Source organism: Paenibacillus ferrarius (assembly GCF_002027705.1).
GTDB classification, from domain to species: domain Bacteria; phylum Bacillota; class Bacilli; order Paenibacillales; family NBRC-103111; genus Paenibacillus_E; species Paenibacillus_E ferrarius.
This window is the reverse complement of sequence record NZ_MBTG01000056.1, coordinates 104,650-130,401: the sequence shown is the minus strand read 5'-3', so window position 1 is coordinate 130,401 and position 25,752 is coordinate 104,650. Positions and strand designations below refer to the sequence as shown.

The following is a 25,752-nucleotide window of genomic DNA, read 5'->3' as shown; positions in this document are numbered from 1 at the left end:
TGAATGACCTCCTTATAAGTCTAACTGGCTGTTAGCTGCCAAGCTGCTCTGCCTTAACCGGCAGGTACAGCTTGCATCACGCCAGGCTGCATTGGTGTTGTTGGGTTTTCTTTCATTTGTTTCAGCATCGCATCGCCTTGTGTCTGCCACTGCTTAAGTCCTTCGCGTGCGGTTGTTTTCCCTTGCAGGACGTTGGAGAATTGCTGGCGTCCAATCTCTTGAACCTGATAAATGTTCGGATTCTCACGATAGAGTTTCATGTTATTTTCCATCGGAGCAGGCACGACATTATAGAAAGCTTCCATATGGAAATCCAATCCATCTTTAGGTTTCAAATACTTGGAACGAGCTACTAAATTATAAGAGCTGTGCGACTTCAACTTTGCCCAATCTTCGCCATTAATAAATTTAATGAATTTCCATGCATCTTCCGGATTTTGCGCTTTGGCATTGATCCCCATAATCCCATTCATGTAGATAGATCCGCCGACACCCTTCGCTTCAGGATGGGAAGGAATCGTTACGACATCCCAATCAATAGGCGTATAACCTTTATAGCTCGCAGCATTTTTGTTCGCATTCGTAATTTGCTGAAGCTGTCCGTAATTGATGATTCCCATCGCTAAACGATTCGACATGAAGTCATCATAAGAGAATGGATTGTTCTGATCGAATTGGCGGTTCATCGGCTTCTGAGGATCCATCAATTCCGGGAACACGTTGTCCTTTTGCAGCTGCGCCATTTTCGCCCAAACCTTTTCCCATTGATCCGTGTCTACCGTCATTTTCTCTCCGGCATCATCAAACATCTTGAGCTGAAGGGGAGCTGTATACATTTGCATGCCATAAAATAAATTGTCGCCTTGAGATTGTGTAGAGAAAGAGAAGCCGTTAATGCGATTCTCTCCTTGCCCTTTAACTAGACGTTTGGAAAGATCAAAAGTTTCATCCCACGTCATGCCGTCCTTCGGAAAATCTACCCCTGCATCTGTAAACATTTTTTTATTATAAATGAGCGCTGATGAACTAAAAGTCGGCGCTAAGGCATAGAGCTTGCCGCCGCCTGCATTTTTGATACCATCAATGACCGCAGGCACAATGCCTGATGTATCGAATTTATCTTTGGTAATCTGAGGATCAAGCTGTGTCAACAGGTTGCTTTCAATAATTTCGGGCAGCTGCTCATAACCGACCATGACTACATCCGGTGGATTGTCACCTTGCATGACTTCCTTCAATTTCACCATAGGATCTGGCATCTTTTCACCTGGTTGCCCCCCGCCAAAGCGGAACGCGTCGTCCATGGTAGGAATAAACTCAATTTTGATATTCGGATTGGCGAACTCAAAAATTTCCGTGAATTGTTGTCTGAAATATTCATCATCTCCGCCATACCCCATGGAATTCGCGATGCGAAGCACACGTTCCTGCTTATTATCCGTTTTATCCCCTTTTGTACAAGCAACAGCTAAAGGCACAACCAAACTAAGCGTTAAGGTTGTTGCCAGCATTCTACGATTCATCAATTTCATTTCGCTTTCCCTCCAACAGTAGATGTAATAGGTGCTGCATCTTCATCCGCAGCTAGCCCTTTTGGTGCTTTGATCATAATTTTCTCGCCATCGAACTCCATCGAAGCTTTGCCGTCAATTTGCAGAGCCGTCAAGTAAGCCTTTGGAACTTGCAGCCTGCCTGCTCGGTCCAGAACGACATACTCTTCGTGGTCTTCGCTCGTAAATCCAGTTGCAGTGCCATCAATCGAAGGATTCCTTGCAATAAACTCCGAACTTGTCATCCCGTCCCGAATGGCAACAACTCTTCCCACTTTGCCAGCCATGGATAAATCATGGGTAACAATAACAATGGTTACCCCTAGTTCCTTGTTCAACCGTTGAAAAATAGAGAGAATCATATCTGCTGTCTTCGTATCTACAGATCCAGTAGGCTCATCAGCCAGCAGCAGCCGCGGGCGGTTCGCAAGCGATATCGCAATGGCGACACGCTGTTGCTCGCCTCCTGACAGTTCCTGCAGCTTGTTGTTCATTCGGTGGCTCAGACCGACCCATTCCAACAATTGCTTGGCATAGGCTGGATCATATTTGCCGCTGAGCATCATGGGCATTTCTACATTTTCGAGTGCGGTTAGATACGAAACTAGATTACGCGCATTATTTTGCCATATGAATCCGACTGTATGCCGCTTGTAGTCAACAAGCTGTTTATCCGTAATCTTCAATAAATCCCAGTCGCCGACTTTCACTTGACCCGCAGAGGGGCGATCCAGCCCTCCCAGAATGTTAAGGAAGGTGGACTTGCCGCTTCCGCTGTTCCCAATAATCGCCATCAGCTCACCGGCATCGATTTGGATATTCAGCCCTTGTAAGGCGACAACTTCAATTTCATCTGTTTTGTAAATTTTGACCAAGCCTTCACAGGTAATCATGCTATTTCTCCTCCCCCAGCTTCACAGCTTGATGAACACGCAGCCTTCTAATGTGCAAGAACAGAAGCAGCGCCCCGGTTATCATCATAAAAGCCACGACGAAATATAGCTGGTAAGTATCTTTGGAATCGAAAACGACACGGAAAGGCGGTACTTGCGTCTTCACATTTTGTGAGGTTTGTAAGAAAGGCAAGAAGAAATAGCTTGTTAATTTACCTATCCCGATCCCCAGGGCAATCGATAAGCCCGCTGTAAAGCCTTGCTCGAGAAGGAGCATCCCGGTCAATTGCTTGCGCGAAAGCCCCATGGCACGAAGCACCCCGAATTGTACGACACGGCTGGAGAGATTGAAGAACCAATACAGCATGTAGCCGATTAAAGATACCGTTACCGAGACCAAGAATCCTAGACTTAGGATCCCAAAAACACCGCCTCTGGCAGGAAGCTTGTTCTGAATAATCAGCTCATTGCGCACATCTTTTACGGCGGCAAGTTCAATTCCCTTGGCTTGAAGAGCTGCAACAAGAGGCGCTACTTTCGCGTCCGGTTTCATTTTCAGCCAAACCTCATAAGGAAGAATTGGAGCCTGATCATACAAATAATCCAGATTCGTAATGAAAAATGGCATTTGATCCGGATATTGACTTGGCCAATAAGGCAAGATGCCGACGATGACGAATTCTACAGGCTGCTGTCCAATCGTGATGGAGAGCAAATCTCCTGTTTTCAGCGCATATTTACTCGCATAGTTGGATGGAATAATGACGGCCTGCTCGTAACTTCCCAGCAGATTTAAATATTGATGCGGCGGCGCTGGGAATAAGTCTGGTCGAAACCACGCGACTTTGGCGAAATCGACATTGTCGATGCCCATAACCATGCCTTGGCCGGTCGATTTACCGGATACGACGACATTTCCTTTGGTTTGCAGCACTCTTGCAGCTGCTTTAACGCCCTCTAAGTCACGGAAAACTTGAAATGGCGGCTCGACATATCTGATCTTGCTTGGTGTTTCTTCGCCTGGCTTTGGACCACCTGGGCCGCCACCCGAACCACCATTGCCGTTAGAGCCATTAGAGCCATTCCCGCCGTTTCCTCCGTTTCCTCCGCCTCCCTGCGAACCGCCGTTTTTGCCAGCCTTAGGATCTTTTGGCAGATCATCCGAAAAGCCTTCCCAAACGGTCTGCATCACGACATCCGTTCCATATTGGTAGAGGGTTCTCTCCGTCGAGTTCAAATCTATCGTGCGTGCTGCTGAAGAATTGTACACCCCAAGACCCAACGTAAGGATCAGCAGCAGCATGAGCGGATAATAGGCTTTGGCTGAACGGGATAGCTGTGCAAGGGTTAAGTACAGCGGCACAGGCAGGAATTTGCGGCCGAGCCAGCCGAACAATCGCAGCAGCCATGGAAAAATGCGCAGAAAGAAAAGTCCAAGCGCAAAGATCGAAAGCGCAGGCACGAAAAATAAGAGCGGATGCACCTGCAGCTGATCTGTCGTCAGCCCGGTTTGGACGGATAATATTTGACGTTGATCAAATAAGTAGAAGCCATAACCGACGAAACCAAGCAGCGCGATGTCAAGGAACCAGCGCTGCCAGAGCGGTGAGCGATCGGAGCGCGCAAGCTGCTGCTTGTAGTTCACGATCGAAGATCGCGCAAACATAACGGCTGGAATCACACTGGCCAGAATCGCGATAAGAACGGCGAGACTGCCATAAAGCATCGCTTCCGATGTGAAGCTGACGGGAATCGATTTGCGGTCTACGAACGTCAGGAATCCGCTCGAGGAACCGATGCTTTTGGCCATGAACCAGCCCATAAACGGACCGATCAGCAGCGCAATAATGCCAAGCAGCAAACCTTCCAGGAAGTAAATGCCGATAATTTGATTGGTGCTGCCTCCACGGCTTCGCAATATGGCGATTACGCCACGCTGGCGATCTAGGGATTGTCTGGCATTCATCACGATGTAATAGAAAACCATGGCAATCATCGGTGCCGCTAAGGTGAACAGTAGAATTTGCATCTGCAAGCTTTGCGCTTTAAATTCGGCAAGAATAGGCTTGAAGGAAACATCTACCTTCGTATTTTTGAGCTTCTGGAACAGGTTGATATCCAGCCGCTCCAAACGGTTATCCAATTGCGATAATTGACTCGTTTGAATATTGCGCAAATCGAAAGCATAATACCAATTAGCAAGCTGCAGCGGAATTTTCTTCTCCGTTAGCAACGTCTTCATAAACACATCATCATGAATCACAAGTGTATTGACTAATCCTTCCAACCCTTGGAACCAATAGGAGTCTGTGTCGTTCTTCGGTTTGAAAGAGCCAACAATCTTCACCTTTAGAAGCTGGCTGCCACCTGCACCCGTAACGGAATAATTAAAGACATCCCCGATATGCAGATCATTCCGATATAAAGCTTCCTCGAGAACAACAGCTTCAATCATGCCATTTTGCAATTGTCCCGCTGCCATCTGCCCAATGGTCCATTCCACCTGATTATTGAGCCCACTCATCGAAGTCAGCGTCATCTGACGACGTTTGCTTGGGTCCACTTTCGTCTGATCGGCTGGTGTCAACTGTGCCCCTTTGATGGTGTAGGTGCTTGCGAAAGTTGCCACTGGAAAAGCAATATCCTTAGGAATTTGATCCTGTATGTATACATTGACGTCTTTCAGCTCATCCAGTCCTGCACGTTCTGACCCAACGGCTTGATATCGCATAAGCAAAGAGCCTGCAGGCAGCCCGCTAGACTTCTCTTCCAGCGACTTGGCAACGACTCGTTTCAAGGATCCATCTGCATACATCGGGATACTTGTAGTGAAGGCAACAGCCATGACAAGACCTAATAACGTGCTTAGCGTTAGCCAGCGGGTATTCCACATTTTTCGAAATAAAAACCGCAGCATCGGGATAGACATTAGCGACCCACTACTTTCTGACCGGCTGTAAGACCTTTTACAATCTCCACATCCGTTGAAGTCTGTTGGCCAATCTCCACGTCAATTTCTTTCTTATTTCCTTGAGCATCAATCACTTGAACATAATTGCGACCGGAATAAGTGCGAAGCGCAGCGAGTGGAATCGTTGTGGCATTTTCTTTTCTTTGGGTAATGATTGTGACACTAAGCGGTGTTCCTCGATTTAAACCCTTAGGGAATTCATCCAGCTGTACGACCAGATATTTGTCAATGGAATCTTGCTGACCGCCTTGTCCGTCGCCAGGGAATCCTCCACCATTGTTATTGTCATTCCCTTGCACTACCGGAAGCTGCTTTACTTTTCCCTTGTGCTGCCCCGAGGAATTGATATCCACTTGTGCTTCCATGCCAATGGCGATCTTCTTGGCGTCATCTGCGCTGATGCTAGCTGCAACCGTGAGCTCATTCAAATCAGCGAGCGTTGCAACGGATTCGCCTGATTTCACGGTATCACCCTTTTTCGAGACAACCGTAACGATATTGCCGCTGAAGGGTGCTACTAACTGGGCTTTGCTTACTTGCAATTCGAGCTTCGCAAGCTCCTCGCGTTTCAGCTCGAAATCAATTTTCGCCTGCTCAATTTGTTCCGGCGACATCTCGTCCGACTTGCGCAGCGTTTCGATCATGGTGAGCTCATCTTTGCGCGTTTGCAGCTTTTTCCGCTTCAAATCGCTGGCCATATCCGAAACATCAAGTTCGGCAATCGGCTGTCCTTGTACAACCGCGTCCCCATTCTTCACTAGAACGGCGCTAATTCGCTTCCCCGTCATATCTTCCGAGAAAAACAGCTTCTCCTCCTTCAACGCCATAAGGCGCCCGCTTCCTCTTACTTTCGTTTCCAGCGTTTCTGTTTTCACCGTATATTCTGGTTTCTTCGAAAGCTTCGGTGGATTAATCGACGGGATAGCTTCTTCCTCTTGCTCTTTAGGCAATAGCGAGCAGCCTGAAGCGATGATGAGGGTTGAACATATAAGTGCTGCTGCTAGGGGCTTCTTCGTCCAATTAAGAGACGAACTTCCCGTCCACCATTTCGTAAACATGATCGGCAACCTCCAAAATTGTAGGGTCATGAGTAGTCATACATATCGTGATCTGCTCTGTCTTCATAATACTGCGAAATACAGACATAATTTGCGCTCCCATCTGGGAATCCAATTCTGCTGTAGGCTCATCAGCCAAGATAAGCGATGGCCGATGCGCAATCGCTTTGGCTATCGCGACACGCTGCTGCTCTCCTCCAGAAAGCTCAAAGGGACGATGATGCATCCGCTTGCCAAGTCCTACAAGCTCCAAACAGTGCTTAACCCTGGCTTTCCACTCGGAACGCGGAATACCTGCCATCCGCAGGGCGAGTTCCACATTCTCCCAAGCAGACAGCAGCGGCATCAAGGCAAAGGATTGAAAGATAAAGCCAATCTCTTTGCGTCTAATCAATGTCCGCTCATCATCACTGCTAAGATGGAAGGCATGCTCCTGAAACCGAATTTCCCCCTCATTCGGTTGATCAAGTCCGCCAATTAAATTGAGCAGCGTTGTTTTACCCGAGCCTGAACGGCCTTTGAGCATCACCAACTGCAGCGGCTTCAACTCCATCTCGATCCCTTTCAATACATCCAATCTCTGACCTCCAACTTGAAAGGAGCGATGGACGCCACTTACGGTCAGAAGTGGAGATTTTATCTGTCTAGAAGGAGATGAGCTGACTTCAATTGCCGGCTCTTCTTCGAACGCCAAAGCCTCCGATGTGTTTTTTTTGCGAAACCATCTCGCCATAATCGTAGGACTCCCTTTCATAGATAAACTGTATGTATGCTAAAGTAGACGGTGAATCTGCCAAAAAAGTTTCATGAAACTGAAAATTTCCTGAAAACTTTTTTACAATAAAATCCATACGTGTAATCTATTAAAAGATACTATTAAATGGAATATTTATCCATACATCCAATGACCTATTTTGACACGCTTTTACAAAACATGATTGGTGCGAGTCAGATTGGCCATTCTCGGATAAATATGCACCCCTTTAAGACGAATTTGCAGGATTTCACCTGTATTTGGGGAAGTTAAAAGGAGCAACTAACTAATATTGCTTTCAAAGAAGGAGAACTTACACATGATTGAACCCATCAAAGCTTATTTGGACGAGCAAAAGGATCAACACATAGAGGAACTCATGCAGTTTCTGCGGATTCCAAGCATCAGTGCTGTCGCCGAGCACCAGCCCGATATGCTTCGCTGCGCCGAGTGGACGGCACAATCGTTGAAGCAAGCAGGTCTTGAACATATTGAAATTATGCCCACTGGCGGGCATCCGGTCGTTTATGCAGATTGGCTGCATGCTCCAGGCAAGCCGACCGTGCTGATCTATGGTCATTATGACGTTCAACCCGCTGAGCCGCTTGAGCTCTGGGAGACGCCTCCCTTTGATCCGATCATTCGCGATGGCAAGCTGTTCGGCCGTGGCAGCACTGACGACAAAGGTCAACTGCTGCTTTATGTCAAAACGGTTGAAGCGTTTCTCCGCACACAGGGCAGTCTTCCTGTAAACTTGAAATTCTGCATCGAAGGCGAAGAAGAAATTGCCAGCAAGCATTTGCCTGCTTTTGTAGAGAAATATAAAGACAAATTACAAGCTGACGCCATCACACTTTCCGATACACAAATGCACGGACCGGGCAAACCGGCCCTCATGTATGGTCTTCGCGGACTAGCAGGCTTCGAAATTACAGTGGACGGAGCGAATAGTGATCTGCATTCGGGGTTGTTTGGAGGTGCCGTTCAGAATCCGATACATGCCATATCAAGACTTCTCAGCACTTTTCACGATGATAAGGGGCAAGTTGCAGTCAAAGGCTTCTATGACCGCGTTATTGAGCTTTCAGACAAGGAACGCGAAGCGTTTAAACAAGTGGAACCGGATGAAAACAAAGTACGCGCTGATTTGCAAGTGGATTCGCTGTACGGGGAAAATGGATTCTCCTTCTATGAGCAAACCACATCAAGGCCAACGCTGGAAATTACATCCGTGACCGGCGGTTTCCAAGGTGAAGGGATTAAGCCCATCATACCGAATCGGGCTACAGCCAAAGTGGCCTGTCGACTCGTTGCGGCGCAGGTGCCGGAAGAAATCATGGATGCCATTGAAACGCATATTCATGCGCAATCCTTGCCTGGCGTCAAAGTGACTATGGACCGCCAGCTGCGAGGCAATCCTTTTATAACCCATATTGATGAGCCTGTCATGGTTGCAGCAGCAGAGGCTTATGAGGACACCTACGGCGTATGGCCAGTCTATACACGAAGCGGCGGATCTATCCCCATTGTTGAAGTATTAGGACGCGTGTTGGACGCTCCGGTTGTGCTTCTTGGCTTTGGCCTGCCAGGTGAAAATTTGCATGCTCCAAATGAACATTTTCATTTGATGAATTGGAGTAAAGGTACAGAAACCATCAGCCGATTCTGGTTGAAGCTTGCAGCAATGAGCAACTAAGTGAAAGGAATGAACCGACACAATGAGCACCTCACCTCTCCCTATTCGCAATGCCCAGCTTGAAGATCTTGCAGACATCGTCCGCATCTATAATACAACCGTGGCAGGCCGTATGGTCACCGCTGATACGGAACCTGTTGCAATAGCAAGTCGAGAAGCTTGGTTTCATGAGCACTCCCCCGACTTCCGCCCCTTATGGGTTATGGAAGACGGCGATCATATATGCGCTTGGCTCAGCTTTCAATCCTTTTATGGCCGACCTGCCTATAATGCTACCGCAGAAATCAGCATTTATGTAGATGAAGCCTACCGCGGCAGAGGCATTGGCCGATATTTAATCGAAAAAGCGATTGAAGCTAGTCCTGAATTAGGAATCAAAAGCTTGCTTGGCTTCATATTCGGCCACAACGAGCCCAGCTTGCAGCTATTCCGCAAGTTTGGCTTTGAGAACTGGGCGCATTTGCCAGGCATTGCAGAGCTGGATGGCATTGAACGCGACCTTATTATTGTAGGTAAGCGTGTAGGTTAACAGCTGCGCAGGAACAAAATGACACTTGGGAGGAATTCCTCCTGAGTGTCATTTTGGGTTCGGCGTGCTTTCCGCGGGGAGGCTACTGCTTCGTGCGTTGAGACTGCTTTTTCGGCAGGCTCGAGCAGGGTTTGAGGCTGTCCCATAAGCAAAATTTAGTACGTAAGCTTCGATAGATGATGAGGCTTGATTACTTTATAATTTCATGTAGGATGAAGGGGCTCAGATCAGATCAGATCACCAAAGTGTAAAAGCCTGCGAAAATACAGGAATTTCCGAGCAAATTCGGCTAAAAAGTGGAAATGCCTGCAATTGTGCAGGCATTTTGATCTTTTTCAGCCGCTCATCCAGAAAAAGCCTCAAAAACCTGCACAAACGCAGGAATTTACTAGTTAAGGCTATTCCAAGAGCAAAAAAGATGCATAATTGCAGGTTTAGAGTAAGCAACTGGAGCTAGAGTCAGAGAAACTAGAAAGTTCAGAGGCTCATCAAGAGATTATCAGAACCCGTAACAGCTAAATAGATCCGAACAGCTATAGTCATATGCATGAAAGAAGATCACACGCAGAACGGCCAGTTTATGTCAGGTTCTAATGTACAATTCTGAGCTATCGGTAATCGAATAGTAAAAGTAAGTTTGAAATAGGCACGATTGAGCCTCTCCGAATCTCAATCAAAGAAGCAGTCCCTCTAGAAGGTCTATCTACTTATGAGACAGCCACCTTTTCGACAGGCTCAAGCCGGATTCAAATACTTTCCCCCCTCTGAAACAGCCCCGTTTGGGTTTAGCCTAGAACGGCCTCAACTTCAATCTCAATCATCAAATCCGGATCAATCAGCGCCTTCACTTCGACCATCGTAGCCACAGGCTGCACCTCGCGAAAAAACTCGCCATGAGCGCGGCCGAACTCTTCCCATAAGGAAATATCCGTCACGAACATGCGCGTTCGAATAACATCAGACATGGTTGCCCCCAACTCATGCAGGGCATGTTCGATCGTCTGAAGCACATATCGCGCCTGTTCATACGCATTCCCCGCGCCAACGACTTCACCATCCTTCATCGCAGTTGTACCTGCAACCTCTATGCGGTTTCCCACACGAATCGCCCGGCAATAACCAACTAGCGGTTCCCACGGCGATCCTGTAAACACTTTCGTTCGATTCATCGCGCTTCCCCCTCTTCTTTTATATAAAAGGCGTTAATCTTTTTGCTAAATTTTCGGTGACTGGCAAAAGTGGCAGGCGCAGCGTACCGTTTGCTATGACGCCCTGCTGTTCAAGCAGCCATTTGAGCGGAGCCGGATTAGGTTCTGCAAAAAGAAGTCGAATAAGCGGCAGCAGTCCTTCAAAAAGCTCTTTGGACTGCTCGTTCCTGCCAGCTGCGAAGTGGCGATAGAACGCGACGAATCGCTCCGTTTCAATGTTGGCTGAGGCACTCATAACACCTTTGGCCCCTGCTTGAAGGGCATCAAACAGCAACGTATCCTCCCCGCAAAGAATTGGCTTCGACCCCATTCGGGTCAGCTCCGCTACCAGTTTCGTATTTGGCGTACTGTCTTTCATACCAATGACCCCGTCAATATCGAGTATTTCACGAACGGTATCCAATTCCAATGTCACACCTGTCCGATGAGGAACTTCGTATACAAGGATCGGAACGCCAACACTTGCTGCTCGGCGGAAATGCGCAATAATTCCTTGCTGACTTGGTTTATTGTAATAAGGCACGACCACCAGAGCAGCGTCTGCCCCTAAATTGCCTGCCATTTCCGTTTTTTTCACTGTAGATAACGTGTCATTCGTCCCTGTGCCGACGACAAGCGGGGCTTGTACGTTGGCTGCCGTTCTTGCTGCCTGTGCGGTTGCAAACAAGAGCGCTAACTCTTCCCCCGTGATGGTCGGCGACTCGCCTGTAGTCCCATTGACAACAAGACCATCCACTTCATTTTGAAACAATTGATAGGCCTGATTGTAAAAAGAAGCTGCATCTATCTCAAATTTTTCATCAAATGGTGTAATGATCGGAACGTAAACTCCTTGCAAATCCTGCTCTTTTAACATCTGACTCATCTCCTTCGCGATGTTCCTGCATACAAACACTTTAGCATGGAACTTATCATCACAGTTAGCTATAATAAATGATGTAGATCATCAATATTATTGATAATGAAACGAGGGACTCCCATGGATTTAACTTATTTCCGAACCTTCCGGGAAGTCGCCCGGCGAAAAAGCTTTACCAAAGCTGCCGAAGAACTAGGATACGCGCAATCCAGCATCACCATGCAAATTCAGAAGCTGGAAAGAGAATATAAGGTCCCCCTCTTCGAGAGGTACGGTCGTGAGCTGCGATTAACCGTTCCGGGAGAAAACTTGCTCAAGTTAGTTGCGCAAATGCTCGATCTCTACGATCAGTCCAAAGAAATGATTGCCAGCCAAGTCAGCGGAACTTTGACCATCGGAACGATCAACTCGCTTGCCGCCTATTATTTGCCTCCCTATTTGCATGAAATGAAACAACTGTATCCAGGTCTCAATATTCAGCTGTACCCTGATAGCGAGTCCTCTTTGATGAGCAAAGTCAAAAATGGCGACTACGATATTGGTCTCCTGTTGGATCGCTATCCGGCGGATAATCAGCTAACCTGTACCAAAGTTCGTGAAGAACCATTGGTCCTGATAGCTCCGCTTGCGCATACACTGTCGCAGCAAGCTGCCGTGGAGCTTGGCGACTTCCATGAAGCCGAATTTATCGTTACAGAAGAAGGGTGCATTTATCGCGGCATGTTTGAGCAGCTGCTCAAAGATCACGCCATTGCGCTTCGCATCGGTTTTGAGCTAGGCAATTTGGAAACGATCAAGCAATGCGTCATGAATGGGCTGGGCATTGCGCTGCTGCCGCATATCGCCGTGCAAAGCGAGCTCGCCGCAGGCAAGCTGGCACAGCTTCCATTCTCACATGCCGATCTGCGCATGGATCTCCAGCTCTTGCTTCATCCCAAAAAGTGGATGTCGCAGCCCCTCCAATCGTTCATCCAATTGTTGACGAGCGAAAAGCAAGATTAACGCAACAAAAAAAAGAAGCTCTCCTTTTCGTAAAGGTAGAGCTTCTTGCGTTATAAACTTATATGCGGATGTCGAGATTGCCACCCAAGTGCGGCGCCGCTGAAGCGGTAACCTGCTGCTGGGTTTTAGCAAAATCCTGTACTAAAGTAGTAGCTGCAGCGGCTTGCTGATCATTGGCTTTGCTCAAAAGCTGAATGCCAACCGCTTGCTTCAAAGAGTCACCGCCATTAACGGCTGTAAGAACACTATTGATATTCACGAGCACTCCTCCTCTCATCGTTCGGTAGCTGGCAGGCATGCGGACCAAGCCGATTAGCCCCTGTAGCTTTGCGTCTGCCGCTTTCGCGTCATTTGCCATTTCGCAGATGTTAGGACGTACCTAGCACTCTTACAGTATAGGGTACTCTTACACAATTCGTCAATCTTCGCGAAACTTCACCATAACCTAGGCACAGCCTCTTATACGCCAAAAGCAGCAGGATTCGCTCTCCAGGAGCGAAGAAGCTCCATATCGGATTCTTGAATCTTCCCTTTCTCTAGTGCTACTTCCAGCAGCGCAGAGTAGTTGGATAGTGTATGCAGCGGCATACCCGCAGCTTGGAACGCTTCGGTTGCTTTATCCAGCTGATAGGAGAAAATAGCGAGCACGCCAAGCGGTTCAGCGCCAGCTTCTTTCACCGCAATCGCCGCTTTCAATGAACTGCCTCCGGTTGAAATCAAATCCTCGATCACAATCACCTTTTGACCTGGCTTCACAGAACCTTCGATCAGGTTCTCTTTGCCATGGCCTTTGGCTTTATCCCGGATATAGATCATGGGAAGGCCGAGCTTTTGAGCGACCCAAGCAGCATGAGGGATTCCCGCAGTTGCTGTACCCGCCACAACCTCAGCGTCAGGGAACTTCTCTTGAATCAATTGGACGAAGCCTTCAGCGATCGCATCGCGAATCGCAGGGTGCGACATCGTCAAACGATTGTCACAGTAAATGGGCGATTTCAAGCCCGATGTCCATGTAAAAGGCTGCTGCGGCCGAAGCGCAACCGCTTCGATTTCTAATAAAGACGCTGCGATATGCTGTGCAATAGTTTCGAGTTGACTCATGATACTTCCACCGTTCCTTCCGTTGTAAGGCTCAAGACTTGGTTACGCGATCGAATCTATGATCGCTTCAATTGCCGCACGAGGGTCGGCTGCGCCAGTGATCGGTCGGCCGATCACGACGTAGTCCGTCCCCTGCGCGAATGCTTCAGCCGGCGTCATGATGCGTGACTGGTCGCCCGCGTCAGCTCCTGCCGGGCGAATCCCCGGCGTCACCGTGACGAACCCGTCGCCGCACGCCGACTTAATCGCCGTCACCTCAAGCGGTGACGCTACGACGCCTTGCAGCCCCGCGGCATGCGCCAAGCGGGCATAGCGAATGACGGCCTGCTCGGTCGTACCGGCCAGGCCGATCTCTTCATTCAGCACAGCTTGGCTGGTGCTGGTCAACTGCGTCACGCCGATCACGATCGGACGTGTAAGGCCAGGAGCAAGCCCCTTGTCGACCCCCTCCAAGGCAGCTTCCATCATGTGCTTGCCACCGGCAGCATGCACATTGAACACGTCAACCCCGAGGCGCGTCACGCTCTCCGCGCCGCCTTTGACCGTGTTCGGAATGTCATGCATCTTCACATCAAGGAACACCTTGTAGCCGCGTTCTTTCAGACTAGCAACGAAGCTAGGACCTGCAGCGTAGAAAAGCTGCATCCCCACCTTCACGAAGCAGGGAATGCCTTCGAGCTGCTTAAGCAGCCCTTCAGCATGTTCTGCGTTCGCATAATCCAAAGCAACCATTATACGTCCAGCAATCTCAGTACGTGTTAATATCGACACAATCTTCACTCTCCCTTAAGCATGAATGGGCATTGCACGTGAGGAGAAGTTAATCGCTTCAAGCATATTGACTAGCGCTCTGACCGTATCCAGCGATGTCATACAAACCACACCATTCTCAACAGCTTCACGACGTATGCGGAAGCCGTCGCGCTCTGGTTCTTTCCCTTTTGTCAGAGTGTTCACAACAAATTGTGCATCCCCGCTGCGGATCAGATCCAGAATATTAGGTGATCCTTCGCTCAGCTTGTGGACAGTTGTCACCGGCAGACCAGCTTCTTGAATCGCTGTAGCGGTGCCGCCTGTTGCGATGATTTTATAACCTAAGCGGTAGAAGCCTCTCAAAATTTCAATCGCTTCTTCTTTGTCTTTGTCAGCTACCGTCACTACGACGGAACCGGCAGCTGGGATTTTCATGCCTGCCCCGATCAAGCCTTTGTAGAGGGCTTTAGCGAAGTTAATGTCGCGCCCCATGACCTCGCCTGTTGATTTCATCTCAGGCCCGAGAGTTGTATCTACACGGCGCAGCTTCGCAAAGGAGAACACTGGCACTTTGACAGAAACATATTTATCTTCCGGCCAAAGTCCGCTTTGATAGCCCATATCCGTAAGCTTTTGACCCATAATGACGCGAGTCGCGACATTGGCCATCGGAATATTCGTTACTTTGCTTAAGAATGGCACTGTTCTGGAAGAACGCGGGTTAACCTCGATCACGTACACTTGATCGTTATGAATGACGAACTGGATGTTGACTAATCCAACCACGTTCAGTTCAAGTCCAATTTTCGTTGTAATGTCGATGATTTGCTGCTTAAGCTCATCGGAGAGCGATTGCGGCGGATATACCGCGATCGAGTCGCCGGAGTGAACCCCTGCGCGTTCAACGTGTTCCATAATCCCTGGGATCAGAACCGTTTCTCTGTCACAAATCGCATCCACTTCTACTTCTTTGCCCAGCATGTAACGGTCAATCAGAACCGGATGCTCAGGGTTGATTTTCACGGCATATTCCATGTAGTTCAGCAATTCTTCATCGGAGTAGACGATTTCCATCGCACGTCCGCCTAGGACATAAGAAGGACGAACGATAACCGGATAACCGAATTTCGCTGCTGTTCCTACGGCTTGGTCAACGGATGTTACAGTACCGCCTGGAGGTTGAGCGATCGAAAGCTTGCTAAGCAAAGCTTCGAACTTCTTGCGATCTTCCGCCGTATCAATGCTTTCCAGATCAGATCCGAGGATGCGCACGCCAGCTTTGTGCAGCGGTGCTGCCAAGTTAATCGCAGTTTGGCCTCCGAATTGAACGATAACTCCGATTGGATTCTCACGCTCGATGACGTTCATAACATCCTCGAAGAATAGCGGCTCGAAGTACAAGCGGTCTGATGTATTGAAATCCGTCGACACTGTCTCTGGATTATTATTGATGATAACTGCTTCATAACCCGCTGCTTGGATAGCCCAAACCGCGTGAACCGTGGAGTAATCGAACTCGATCCCTTGACCGATACGAATCGGACCGGAGCCTAATACAACGACTTTCTCTTTGGTTGTTTCGGTTACTTCATCTTCTTGCTCATACGTAGAATAGTAGTAAGGCGTAGAAGCTTCAAATTCCGCTGCACAAGTATCTACCATTTTGTAGACAGGCTTGATGTTTTGCTTCAAGCGGTGTGTTCTGACTTCCGCTTCTTTGGTGAATGTCGAGCATCCAGCTAGCGTACGAATCTCGGCAATAGCACGATCTGTGAAGCCTTTGCGCTTCGTTTCGAAAAGCAGCTCATTCGTCAGTTCACTTGCCGCGATTTCTTTCTCGTATTTGATCAGACCATCAAGCTTGTTCAAGAACCACCAGTCAATGTTCGTCAAATTCTGCAATTGCTCCACCGTGTAGCCTCTGCGGTAAGCTTCTGCCAATAAGAACAGGCGCTCATCGTCCGGTTTTTGCAAGCGTAACTCCAATGTTTCTGTATCCAGCAAATCCGTTTCTTTAAGGAATAGGCGATGTACACCGATCTCTAGGGAACGTACTGCTTTGTGAATGGACTCTTCGAACGTACGGCCGATCGCCATAACTTCGCCAGTCGCCTTCATTTGTGTACCTAATTTACGGTTGGCTGCTGTGAATTTATCGAACGGCCAACGCGGGATTTTGGAAACGATGTAATCCAGTGCCGGCTCGAAGCAAGCATAGGTTTGGCCTGTAACCGGATTGACCAGCTCATCGAGCGTGTAGCCAATCGCAATTTTCGCTGCCATTTTGGCAATCGGATATCCAGTCGCTTTGGATGCAAGCGCTGAGGAGCGGCTGACACGCGGGTTAACCTCGATTACATAGTATTGGAAGCTGTGCGGATCAAGTGCGTATTGTACGTTGCATCCGCCTTCGATATTCAAGGCGCGAATGATTTTCAGTGATGCCGAACGCAGCATTTGATACTCACGGTCCGACAACGTTTGGCTTGGCGCTACTACGATACTGTCTCCTGTATGTACACCAACTGGATCAAAGTTCTCCATGTTACACACAACGATACAGTTGTCGTTCGCATCCCGCATAACCTCGTACTCGACTTCTTTCATACCTGCGATACTGCGCTCAACCAGACATTGGCCGATTGGGCTGTAGCGAATTCCGGAAGCTACGATTTCCGTCAGCTCTTCCATCGTATTACAGATACCGCCGCCAGTTCCCCCTAATGTGTACGCTGGACGAATGATGATCGGGAAGCCGATTTCGTTAGCAAAATCAACCGCTTGAGCAACTGTCGTTACGATAACGCTATCTGGTACCGGCTGCTCTAATTCTCTCATCAAGTCTCTGAAAAGATCACGATCTTCCGCTTTCTCAATCGCCGTCAGCTGCGTTCCGAGAAGCTTCACGTTCTCGCTTTCCAGTACACCGGCGCGAGCCAGTTCAACAGCCATGTTCAGACCCGTTTGGCCTCCAAGTGTTGGAAGCAAGCCGTCAGGACGTTCTTGACGAATGATTTGTGTAACAAATTCAAGTGTAATTGGCTCGATATATACTTTATCCGCCATGTTTGTATCCGTCATGATCGTAGCCGGATTGCTGTTGATCAGGATAACTTCCATGCCTTCTTCTTTAAGTGCTTGACAAGCTTGCGTGCCCGCATAGTCAAATTCCGCTGCCTGACCGATAACGATTGGACCGGAACCGATAACGAGGATCTTTTTGAGTGTATTATTTTTTGGCATATTGCAGTTCCTCCTTCACAGATGTCGATGCCGTGGAAGCTTTCCACTGAGCAAGCATTTGCGCTTGGCGCGGCTGCTGTGGGTTATCAAGCTTATGCTGACGGATCAGCGAGATGAAATCATCAAACAAGTAGCTGGAGTCGAATGGCCCCGGTGCTGCCTCTGGGTGATATTGCACCGAGAAAGCAGGGTATTTCTTGTGTTTCAAACCTTCGATTGTACGGTCATTATTGTTAATGTGCGTTACTTCAAGGTCCGTTCCGTTCACGGAATCTTCCTTTACGGTATAGCCATGATTTTGCGATGTGATGTAGCAGCGACCGGAAGCCAAATCTTTCACAGGATGGTTGCCGCCGCGGTGACCGAACTTCAATTTATCTGTATCCGCGCCGCAAGCGAGTGCGAACAATTGGTGGCCAAGGCAGATTCCGAACAAAGGAATATCGCCGAGCAAGCCTTTGATCATTTCAACCGCGTGTGGAACATCCTTCGGATCCCCAGGGCCGTTGGACAGCAGTACGCCGTCCGGCGCAAGGCGGCGAATCTGTTCAGCCGTCGCATCTTGAGGGACAACGACGACGTCGCAATCGCGTTTGCTCAGATCGCGGATGATCCCGCTTTTTGCACCGTAGTCAACAAGTACGATACGTTCTTTGTGACCTGGCGCGCCGTATACGCTTTTGGTAGATACACGAGCAACTTGATCCGTCATAAGGGAAGTTCCGCGAAGAATTTCCGTTAATTCCGCAACCGATTTGTTGGATGTTGTCAATAAGCTCTTCATAACGCCGTAGTGACGGATTTTGCGAGTCAACATACGAGTGTCGATGCCGCTGATGCCCACAATGCCGTATTCTTTGAGCAAGCTGCCAAGTGTGTATTGCGCTCTCCAGTTGCTTGGAATCTCTTCATGCTCACGCACGACGAAACCATGAATGAAAGGACGAACGGATTCAAAGTCATCCCGAATCACACCGTAGTTCCCCACTAATGGATACGTCATCGTCACGATTTGACCGCAGTAGGAAGGATCGGAAAGCACCTCCTGATAACCTGTAATCCCTGTATTGAATACAACCTCGCCGACGGATTCACCTTCACTACCGAACGATTTTCCTGTAAAAAGAGTGCCGTCTTCCAGCAACAATCTTGCCTGCATGTTCTTTCAACTCCTTCGCTATTGTCAAACGATTCTCACGAACCGCAGATGTCATGCCTACAACTTCCTAAGAAATGCATAGACTTGCATAAAAAATGATCATTCTGTATAAATATACACGATTTCATCGATCGCGTACAGCGCATTATGCGGATGTTACGACCAAACCACTTTACCGGATGCGATGGTCACAACCGGCCAGCCTTGCAGCTTCCAACCGATGAACGGCGTGTTTTTGCTGCGCGACACGATCTCATCTTTCAGAACTTCACGCTCCGTCTCCAAGTCTACGATTGTGATATCCGCTGCTCGGCCCACTTCCAGCGTTCCGTAAGGAAGTCCGAACACGTCTGCCGGTTTTTGCGTCATCCGATCCACAAGGAAGCCCAGCGTCCATTGTCCAGTTAGAACGAATTTCGTATACAGCAGCGAGAACGCTGTTTCGAATCCTAGGATGCCGAATGGCGCCAGCATCATGCCTTTGGCCTTTTCTTCTTCGCTATGCGGTGCGTGGTCCGTTACGATGATATCAATCGTGCCGTCTTCCAGACCTTCAATGACAGCCTGCACATCGCGCGGCGTGCGCAGCGGAGGATTCATTTTCCAGTTGGCATCGAGCCCTGGAATATCTTCATCGGACAGCACGAGGTGATGCGGACATACCTCTGCAGTCACTTTGATGCCGAACTGCTTCGCATGCCTGATCAAGCGAACCGATTGCTCCGTGCTCACATGGCACACGTGGTAGTGAACGCCTGTCGCTTCAGACAGCAGGATGTCGCGCCCTACATGAATCGCCTCAGATTCGTTCGGAATCCCTTTCAGGCCGTGTTTCTTCGCAAACGAGCCCTCACTCACCGGCGCTCCAACGACAAGCGTGTCATCCTCGCAGTGTGCGATGATTGGCATGTCCATGGATGCGGCCAAAGCCATTGCATCCTTCATCATCTGTGCGCTTTGCACTCCAACACCGTCATCGGTGTAGCCGATAACGCCCGCTTCTTTGAGCGCTGCGAAATCCGTCAATTCGCGACCAAGCTGGTTCTTCGTAATCGTGCCGTAAGGAATTACACGGATGACTCCTTCTGTTGCGGCTTTATCCAATATGTAGTTCACGGTATCAACCGTATCGATCACTGGTCTTGTATTAGGCATGCAGGCGATCGTTGTGAAACCGCCGCGAGCCGCAGAGCGCGTGCCCGTCGCAATATTTTCTTTATGTTCAAAGCCTGGCTCTCTCAAATGAACATGCATATCAATGAAACCAGGTGTTACAAGTTTGCCTGCTGCATCGATAACTTCATGCCCTTCCGTCTGAGGCGTTGAGCCGCTTGCCGCATCCACCACTTGTGCGATTTTATCATTTTCGATCAAAATGTGTTTCTTTGCTTGTACATTATTGACGTCAACGGTAAGTCCGTTTAAGATCCAAATTCCCATTGTGATGCAATCCCCCTGTTTTATGATAAAGCTCGTTCAATGACCGCCATACGAATCGGAACACCATGAGCGATTTGTGTGAAAATTTTCGATTTTTCATGTTCGACCAGTTCATCATCAAGCTCCACATTGCGATTCACCGGAGCTGGATGCATGATGATCGCATGCGGCGCCATGCGGCTTACGCGTTCTACGGTCAGACCATACTGCTCGCGGTACTCTTCAGCCGAGCGAATAATTCCTTTGTCGTGGCGCTCAAGCTGTACACGCAGCATCATGACGACATCGGCTTTCAAAGCTTCCTCGAAAGAGACATACGGTGCGAACTCAGCCAGCTCAGGAGCTTGCATACTTGGAGGCGCGCAGAACTGTACTTTCGCTCCCAAGGCGATAAGTCCCCATAGGTTGGAGCGAGCCACACGGCTGTGCAGGATATCACCAATGATGGAAACCGTCAGCCCTTTGATGGCGCCGAACTGCTTGCGCATTGTATAGAAATCCAGAAGCGCTTGCGTAGGATGCTCGTTATTTCCGTCGCCGGCATTGATTAGTGGAATTTTGATTTTCTCGGCTAACTCCTGCAGAACACCGTTTGGCTTCAGGCGGATAACCCCAGCATCAATTCCCATGGATTCGAGCGTGCGAACTGTATCGTAGATGGACTCCCCTTTTTGCACGCTTGATTCTGCGGCAGAGAAGTTAAGCACGTCAGCTCCTAGGCGTTTCTGCGCCAGCTCGAAGGAGAAGCGGGTTCTGGTGCTATTTTCGAAAAATAGGTTGGAAACGAATTTGCCTTGGAACTGGTTCGACACCTTCGTTGGCGATTGTTCCCAATACACCGCGCGATCTAGAATGCTCGTTATTTCCCCTGCACTCACGCCTTTTAGTCCCAGAAAATGTCTTGCTGCTTGTGTACTCACTATGCTCACTCCTATTTCCCCCTCTGTTGAAGTATGATGACCCCATCTTTAACATCGATTTCCGTTAACAGCACTTCGATGCTTTCACTTTTGGAGGTAGGTACGTTCTTCCCAACATAATCGGGGCGAATGGGCAGCTCGCGATGTCCTCTGTCAACAAGTACGGCCAGCTGGATCATCTGCGGTCTACCCAGATCAATCAAAGCGTCCATGGCAGCTCTCACCGTTCGTCCGGTATAAAGAACATCATCAAAAAGGATGATTTTGCGGTCTTGGATTTGCAGGTTGCCGCCTTCTCTGGCGTCTTCCACTGATTTCACTTTGATGCGATCATCGCGGTAAGAAGTGATATCAATCTCGCCAACCGGAATCGGCACACCTTCGATTTCCATAATAAGCTCTGCCACGCGTTTGGCTAAATAAATGCCGCGGGTCCGAATCCCAATCAAGGTGCAATCTTCTACACCCTTATTCTTTTCCAGGATCTCGTGCGCAATCCGCGTAAGTGCTCTTCGAATGCCCATTTCATCGATAATGGTATGTTCCGCTGTTTCGTTCATATTTTCGCCTCCTGAGAGTTCATCTCCAGCAAAATGGACATCGTAAGAATAAGCTGCATATTCCTTCGGGATAACCAAAAAACTCCTTGCCCAATTCTTGGCAAGGAGTTACGAGTGCATAAAGATACAGAGCGGGGCATCAGGATGCGCACATCCCACGCTTGTTCATATCGTGAACCTAAGATTCTCGATATCCCGTCTTTTCTTATCGTTTACCTTGCCAGCCTCTCTGGACTGTTTTTAAAGGTACATATGTAATTAAAAGCATTATGCCATTTTCGACACGATAAGTCAATATCTTATCCGCATTTCTCTTTGAGCAAGCGCTCCGGCATGTGTTATAATTTACATATTATTTTGAAAGAAACAGACAGGCTTGCTATCTCACTAAGGAGGAAACTATGTTCAAATTGTTTCGACTTTTGAAGCCTTACAAATTTTTGGTGACTGCCGTCATTGCATTAATGCTGCTGCAATCACTGGCACAGTTGTATTTGCCGACACTGCTTTCAGACATTGTTGATGTGGGGGTTGTCAAAGGAGATGTTTCGTATATTCTTCGATACGGAGCTTACATGCTGTTAGTCGCGATGGGAGGAATGGTTTGTGTTATCATCGCAAGCTACTTGCTCGCCAAGACGGCAACAGGATTCGGCAGGGATCTGCGCCGTACGCTTTTCAGCCATGTCGAGCGCTTCTCGCTGAACGAATTCGACAAGCTCGGTACCTCCTCGCTCATTACAAGAACAACCAATGATATTGCCCAAGTCCAGCAGGTCATTGTCATGATGCGAATGTTCATCGGAGCGCCAACGATGCTGATCGGCGGAGTCATCATGGCGACTTACAAAGACGCTCATCTGGCAATTGTTCTAATCTCCGTCATTCCGATTCTCGTTCTTGCGATCATTTGGATTATGCGCAAGGGTCTCCCCCTCTTCAAATTATTACAGCTCAAAATTGATGGTATCAACCTAGTGTTGCGAGAAAATTTAACCGGCATCCGCGTAATCCGTGCCTTCAATCGGTCCGATCATGAGAAACAGAAATTCGAAAAGGCAAACCTTGACTACACCCAGACCGCTGTAAAAGTTAATACCTTAATGGCTACTATGATGCCAGTCATGATGTTGGTATTCAATTTAGGCGTTGTCGTCATTCTATGGTACGGCGGCATACGGATTGACAACAATCAGATGCAGATTGGCGATCTAATGGCTTTCATCCAGTATGCGATGCAAATTATGTTTTCCATGTTTATGATGACGATGATCTTCATGATGATTCCCCGGGCATCAGCATCGGCCGTTCGAATTAATGAAGTTTTGGCCCTTGAGTCCACGATCCATGATAGCGAATCAGCGAAAAATTTGGATGCCAAGCAAGCCGCCATTGAGTTTCAAAATGTTACGTTTAGTTATCCAGGCGCCGAGCAGCCGGCGCTTCTCGACATTTCCTTCCGCGCAGAAGCAGGTGAAGTTACTGCAATTATTGGCGGCACAGGTTCTGGGAAAACGACACTCATCAATTTGCTGTTACGTTTCTATGATGTCGATTCAGGAGACATTACCATTGACGGACAATCTATGCATAAGCTGAAAATAGAAAGCCTAAGAGAACAAATCGGTTATGTCCCACAAAAAGCTGCGCTTTTCTCCGGGACGATCGCCGAAAACATTCGTTTCGGACGTGAAACTGCAACGGATGAAGAGATCCGACATGCGGCGGCTACAGCGCAAGCTGCTGATTTTATCGCTGAATTGAAAGATGGCTTTGAGTCGGTTCTCGCCCAAGGCGGAACGAATTTATCAGGAGGTCAGAAGCAGCGCCTTGCCATCGCTAGAGCACTAGCTCGCAAACCTAATATCTTTGTGTTCGACGATAGCTTTTCTGCTTTGGATTTCAAGACGGATGCCAAGCTCCGCGCAGCACTCAAAGATGAAACTGACTATGCGACCAAAATTATCGTCGCTCAACGCGTCAGTACCATCATGGATGCGAATCGTATCATCGTGTTGGAAGATGGCCGTATCTCCGGTATCGGAACACATGCTGAGCTGATGAATACCTGTGCTGTCTATCAAGAAATTGTGGCTTCGCAGCTGTCAGAGGAGGAAATCGCATGAGTGAGCAACGCAAAGATGAGCGTCCGTCCCCTCCGGCTGTCAACCCAGGAAACTTTGGCCGCGGCGGGATGGGGGCTATGGGCAGACCCGTTCAAAAAGCCAAGGATTTCAAAGGAACGCTTCGCAGGCTTGCCGGCTTTATGAAGCCCTTTCGCTTGCCGATATCTTTTGTTCTTATTGCAGCTGTTCTTAGCACGATGTTCAGCATTATCAGTCCGAAGCTGATGGGTAATGCGACTACCCTATTATATGAAGGCTCTGTGGCCAAGTTAAAAGGGGTCGCCGGTGCGAAAATCGACTTCGATGCGATTCTCCAAATCGTTCTGATTTTGGCTGCGCTCTATGTGCTTAGCGCTGTTCTAACCTATATCCAACAATGGATTATGGTTGGCGTTACACAGAAGGTTGTATTTAATCTGCGCAAGGCGATTAGCGAGAAGCTGACTCGGGTTCCCTTGTCCTTCTTTGATGCCCGCAGTCATGGGGACACGATGAGCCGTGCTACCAACGATGTAGATACACTTAGTTCTACAATGCAGCAGAGCTTAACCCAATTGATTACATCGATCGTCACTTTGCTAGGTATCATTGTGATGATGTTAACGATCAGCCCCCTGCTGACTTTAGCTACCATTATTACTTTGCCATTAAGCATTTGGGGAACCAAAATAATTGCCTCCCGTTCACAAAAGTACTTCAAAGGACAGCAAAAAACACTTGGCGAACTAAACGGTCATGTAGAAGAAATGTATACGGGCCATACGATCGTCAAAGCCTTTGGCCGTGAGCACAAATCGGTTGAGCAGTTTAATGAAATTAATAACCGGTTGTACGATTCAGGCTGGAGAGCTCAATTCATCTCCGGGATGATTTTTCCCTTAATGTCCTTTATCGGGAATATCGGCTACGTACTTGTCAGTGTAATCGGCGGGATCATGGTTACCAATGGTGCTATTAAAATCGGTGACATCCTTGCTTTCATTCAATATTCCGGGCAATTCGGAATGCCGATTACGCAAGTTGCCAATATCGCCAATGTCATTCAATCCACCATCGCCGCGGCGGAACGTATTTTCGAGCTGTTGGATGAGCCTGAAGAAGTTCTGGAGAACGCCAATGTCCATTCGATTTCTAATGTCCGCGGACTTGTGAAGTTTGAGCACGTTGCCTTCTCTTACAAGGCCGATACGCCGCTGATTGAAGATATGAATATCACCGTGGAACCCGGTCAAACCGTCGCAATCGTTGGACCTACAGGCGCCGGCAAAACCACAATCGTCAATCTGCTTATGCGTTTCTATGAATTGAATAGCGGAACCATTTCTATTGACGGTGTGAATTCACGCGAGCTGTCACGCAGCCAACTGCGCGGACTTTTCGGCATGGTGCTTCAAGATACTTGGCTGTTCAATGGAACCATTCGGGACAACATTGCTTATGGCCGTGACGGAGCGACGGAAGAGGAAATCGTGAACGCAGCTCGAGCTGCTTATGCCGATCATTTCATTCGAACTTTGCCCGAGGGGTACGACACGATTCTGAATGAAGAAGCATCCAACCTCTCCCATGGTCAGAAACAGCTTCTTACCATTGCTCGCGCTATCCTAGCGGATCCAACGATTCTCATCCTTGACGAGGCGACAAGCAGCGTTGATACGAGAACGGAAGTATCTATCCAACGAGCCATGAATAACCTGATGGCGAATCGTACCAGCTTTGTCATTGCCCACCGTCTTTCGACGATACGTGATGCTGACCTCATTCTCGTCATGAATCAGGGAACCGTCATTGAACAAGGCACACATGTGGAGCTTTTGGAACAACAAGGCTTCTATGCAGATCTCTACAATAGTCAATTTGCTCAAAAAGCAAGCTCCTAAATTATGGCCGCGTTAGAGTTAATCCGACTCCTGACGCGGCCTTTTTCACA

20 protein-coding genes and 1 riboswitch are annotated in these 25,752 nt (G+C 48.4%); of the genes, 5 read left to right on the top strand and 15 right to left on the bottom strand.

Annotated features, from left to right (window positions below):
* Positions 1-53 precede the first annotated feature (53 nt).
* Genes BC351_RS35825 through BC351_RS35805 form a run of 5 tightly spaced genes read right to left on the bottom strand, consistent with a single transcriptional unit; the run spans position 54 to position 7,205 of the window.
* The gene (locus BC351_RS35825) at positions 54-1,532 is read right to left on the bottom strand and encodes an ABC transporter substrate-binding protein (protein WP_079420126.1); all 1,479 of its coding nucleotides are present in this window, start codon (positions 1,530-1,532) and stop codon (positions 54-56) included.
* The gene (locus BC351_RS35820) at positions 1,529-2,443 is read right to left on the bottom strand and encodes an ABC transporter ATP-binding protein (protein WP_079420124.1); all 915 of its coding nucleotides are present in this window, start codon (positions 2,441-2,443) and stop codon (positions 1,529-1,531) included. Before BC351_RS35820 ends, BC351_RS35825 begins: the two co-directional genes overlap by 4 nt.
* A gap of 1 nt (position 2,444) precedes the next feature.
* Positions 2,445-5,372, bottom strand: coding sequence for an ABC transporter permease (locus BC351_RS35815; protein WP_208629900.1), 2,928 nt, complete (start codon positions 5,370-5,372; stop codon positions 2,445-2,447).
* Positions 5,372-6,472, bottom strand: a complete 1,101-nt coding sequence (locus BC351_RS35810) for an efflux RND transporter periplasmic adaptor subunit (protein ID WP_079420122.1) — start codon at positions 6,470-6,472, stop codon at positions 5,372-5,374. The genes BC351_RS35815 and BC351_RS35810 overlap by 1 nt, the downstream gene beginning before the upstream one ends.
* A complete protein-coding gene (locus tag BC351_RS35805; protein WP_079420121.1) occupies positions 6,435-7,205 on the bottom strand; it encodes an ABC transporter ATP-binding protein in 771 nt (256 codons plus the stop codon). Before BC351_RS35805 ends, BC351_RS35810 begins: the two co-directional genes overlap by 38 nt.
* A 340-nt stretch (positions 7,206-7,545) precedes the next feature.
* Between BC351_RS35805 and BC351_RS35800 the strand changes: the two genes are divergently transcribed.
* Positions 7,546-8,922, top strand: a complete 1,377-nt coding sequence (locus BC351_RS35800) for a dipeptidase (RefSeq protein WP_079420119.1) — start codon at positions 7,546-7,548, stop codon at positions 8,920-8,922.
* 22 nt (positions 8,923-8,944) lie between these two features.
* Positions 8,945-9,451, top strand: coding sequence for a GNAT family N-acetyltransferase (locus BC351_RS35795; RefSeq protein ID WP_079420117.1), 507 nt, complete (start codon positions 8,945-8,947; stop codon positions 9,449-9,451).
* 785 nt (positions 9,452-10,236) lie between these two features.
* On the opposite strand, the gene BC351_RS35790 is transcribed toward BC351_RS35795, so the two are convergent.
* Together BC351_RS35790 and dapA are read right to left on the bottom strand one after the other, a co-directional pair.
* On the bottom strand, positions 10,237-10,620 hold the full coding sequence (locus BC351_RS35790; protein WP_079420115.1) for a RidA family protein: 384 nt from the start codon (positions 10,618-10,620) through the stop codon (positions 10,237-10,239).
* Between the two features lie 19 nt (positions 10,621-10,639).
* Positions 10,640-11,515 carry a 4-hydroxy-tetrahydrodipicolinate synthase gene (gene dapA, locus BC351_RS35785; RefSeq protein WP_079420113.1) on the bottom strand — a complete coding sequence of 292 codons (876 nt, stop codon included), beginning with the start codon at positions 11,513-11,515 and terminating at the stop codon, positions 10,640-10,642.
* Between the two features lie 123 nt (positions 11,516-11,638).
* On the opposite strand from dapA, the gene BC351_RS35780 reads away from it, so the two are divergent.
* Positions 11,639-12,520, top strand: a complete 882-nt coding sequence (locus tag BC351_RS35780; RefSeq protein WP_079420111.1) for a LysR family transcriptional regulator — start codon at positions 11,639-11,641, stop codon at positions 12,518-12,520.
* A 58-nt stretch (positions 12,521-12,578) separates the two neighbouring features.
* Here BC351_RS35780 and BC351_RS35775 read toward each other — a convergent pair whose 3' ends face one another.
* The 8 genes from BC351_RS35775 to pyrR form a co-directional block, all read right to left on the bottom strand.
* Positions 12,579-12,779: a putative motility protein gene (locus BC351_RS35775; RefSeq protein ID WP_144028636.1), complete on the bottom strand. Its 201-nt coding sequence runs from the start codon at positions 12,777-12,779 to the stop codon at positions 12,579-12,581.
* Positions 12,780-12,799: 20 nt separating this feature from the next.
* Positions 12,800-12,886: riboswitch (cyclic di-GMP riboswitch) on the bottom strand.
* Between the two features lie 93 nt (positions 12,887-12,979).
* Positions 12,980-13,621 carry an orotate phosphoribosyltransferase gene (pyrE, locus tag BC351_RS35770; protein WP_079420107.1) on the bottom strand — a complete coding sequence of 214 codons (642 nt, stop codon included), beginning with the start codon at positions 13,619-13,621 and terminating at the stop codon, positions 12,980-12,982.
* A gap of 42 nt (positions 13,622-13,663) precedes the next feature.
* Positions 13,664-14,353 carry an orotidine-5'-phosphate decarboxylase gene (pyrF, locus tag BC351_RS35765; RefSeq protein ID WP_079420510.1) on the bottom strand — a complete coding sequence of 230 codons (690 nt, stop codon included), beginning with the start codon at positions 14,351-14,353 and terminating at the stop codon, positions 13,664-13,666.
* Positions 14,354-14,407: 54 nt separating this feature from the next.
* Entirely contained in the window at positions 14,408-17,617 is a 3,210-nt protein-coding gene (gene carB / locus BC351_RS35760) for a carbamoyl-phosphate synthase large subunit (protein ID WP_079420105.1), read from the bottom strand.
* A complete protein-coding gene (carA, locus tag BC351_RS35755; protein WP_079420103.1) occupies positions 17,604-18,776 on the bottom strand; it encodes a glutamine-hydrolyzing carbamoyl-phosphate synthase small subunit in 1,173 nt (390 codons plus the stop codon). Before carA ends, carB begins: the two co-directional genes overlap by 14 nt.
* A 156-nt stretch (positions 18,777-18,932) precedes the next feature.
* Positions 18,933-20,216 carry a dihydroorotase gene (locus BC351_RS35750; RefSeq protein ID WP_079420101.1) on the bottom strand — a complete coding sequence of 428 codons (1,284 nt, stop codon included), beginning with the start codon at positions 20,214-20,216 and terminating at the stop codon, positions 18,933-18,935.
* Positions 20,217-20,236: 20 nt separating this feature from the next.
* Positions 20,237-21,136, bottom strand: a complete 900-nt coding sequence (locus tag BC351_RS35745; protein ID WP_425270960.1) for an aspartate carbamoyltransferase catalytic subunit — start codon at positions 21,134-21,136, stop codon at positions 20,237-20,239.
* 11 nt (positions 21,137-21,147) lie between these two features.
* On the bottom strand, positions 21,148-21,696 hold the full coding sequence (pyrR, locus tag BC351_RS35740; protein WP_079420508.1) for a bifunctional pyr operon transcriptional regulator/uracil phosphoribosyltransferase PyrR: 549 nt from the start codon (positions 21,694-21,696) through the stop codon (positions 21,148-21,150).
* A 401-nt stretch (positions 21,697-22,097) separates the two neighbouring features.
* On the opposite strand from pyrR, the gene BC351_RS35735 reads away from it, so the two are divergent.
* Positions 22,098-23,822 (top strand): ABC transporter ATP-binding protein, encoded by a 1,725-nt coding sequence (locus tag BC351_RS35735; protein ID WP_079420097.1) that lies wholly within the window; start codon positions 22,098-22,100, stop codon positions 23,820-23,822.
* Positions 23,819-25,702 (top strand): ABC transporter ATP-binding protein, encoded by a 1,884-nt coding sequence (locus BC351_RS35730; protein WP_079420095.1) that lies wholly within the window; start codon positions 23,819-23,821, stop codon positions 25,700-25,702. Before BC351_RS35735 ends, BC351_RS35730 begins: the two co-directional genes overlap by 4 nt.
* The last annotated feature ends 50 nt before the right edge of the window (positions 25,703-25,752 follow it).

Bases quoted from the DNA above. Each gene is read 5' to 3' on its own strand.
- BC351_RS35825 (WP_079420126.1), bottom strand. From the start codon at position 1,532: ATGAAATTGATGAATCGTAGAATGCTGGCAACAACCTTAACGCTTAGT.
- BC351_RS35820 (WP_079420124.1), bottom strand. From the start codon at position 2,443: ATGATTACCTGTGAAGGCTTGGTCAAAATTTACAAAACAGATGAAATT.
- BC351_RS35815 (WP_208629900.1), bottom strand. From the start codon at position 5,372: ATGTCTATCCCGATGCTGCGGTTTTTATTTCGAAAAATGTGGAATACC.
- BC351_RS35810 (WP_079420122.1), bottom strand. From the start codon at position 6,472: ATGTTTACGAAATGGTGGACGGGAAGTTCGTCTCTTAATTGGACGAAG.
- BC351_RS35805 (WP_079420121.1), bottom strand. From the start codon at position 7,205: ATGGCGAGATGGTTTCGCAAAAAAAACACATCGGAGGCTTTGGCGTTC.
- BC351_RS35800 (WP_079420119.1), top strand. From the start codon at position 7,546: ATGATTGAACCCATCAAAGCTTATTTGGACGAGCAAAAGGATCAACAC.
- BC351_RS35795 (WP_079420117.1), top strand. From the start codon at position 8,945: ATGAGCACCTCACCTCTCCCTATTCGCAATGCCCAGCTTGAAGATCTT.
- BC351_RS35790 (WP_079420115.1), bottom strand. From the start codon at position 10,620: ATGAATCGAACGAAAGTGTTTACAGGATCGCCGTGGGAACCGCTAGTT.
- dapA (WP_079420113.1), bottom strand. From the start codon at position 11,515: ATGTTAAAAGAGCAGGATTTGCAAGGAGTTTACGTTCCGATCATTACA.
- BC351_RS35780 (WP_079420111.1), top strand. From the start codon at position 11,639: ATGGATTTAACTTATTTCCGAACCTTCCGGGAAGTCGCCCGGCGAAAA.
- pyrE (WP_079420107.1), bottom strand. From the start codon at position 13,621: ATGAGTCAACTCGAAACTATTGCACAGCATATCGCAGCGTCTTTATTA.
- pyrF (WP_079420510.1), bottom strand. From the start codon at position 14,353: ATGGTTGCTTTGGATTATGCGAACGCAGAACATGCTGAAGGGCTGCTT.
- carB (WP_079420105.1), bottom strand. From the start codon at position 17,617: ATGCCAAAAAATAATACACTCAAAAAGATCCTCGTTATCGGTTCCGGT.
- carA (WP_079420103.1), bottom strand. From the start codon at position 18,776: ATGCAGGCAAGATTGTTGCTGGAAGACGGCACTCTTTTTACAGGAAAA.
- BC351_RS35750 (WP_079420101.1), bottom strand. From the start codon at position 20,216: ATGGGAATTTGGATCTTAAACGGACTTACCGTTGACGTCAATAATGTA.
- pyrR (WP_079420508.1), bottom strand. From the start codon at position 21,696: ATGAACGAAACAGCGGAACATACCATTATCGATGAAATGGGCATTCGA.
- BC351_RS35735 (WP_079420097.1), top strand. From the start codon at position 22,098: ATGTTCAAATTGTTTCGACTTTTGAAGCCTTACAAATTTTTGGTGACT.
- BC351_RS35730 (WP_079420095.1), top strand. From the start codon at position 23,819: ATGAGTGAGCAACGCAAAGATGAGCGTCCGTCCCCTCCGGCTGTCAAC.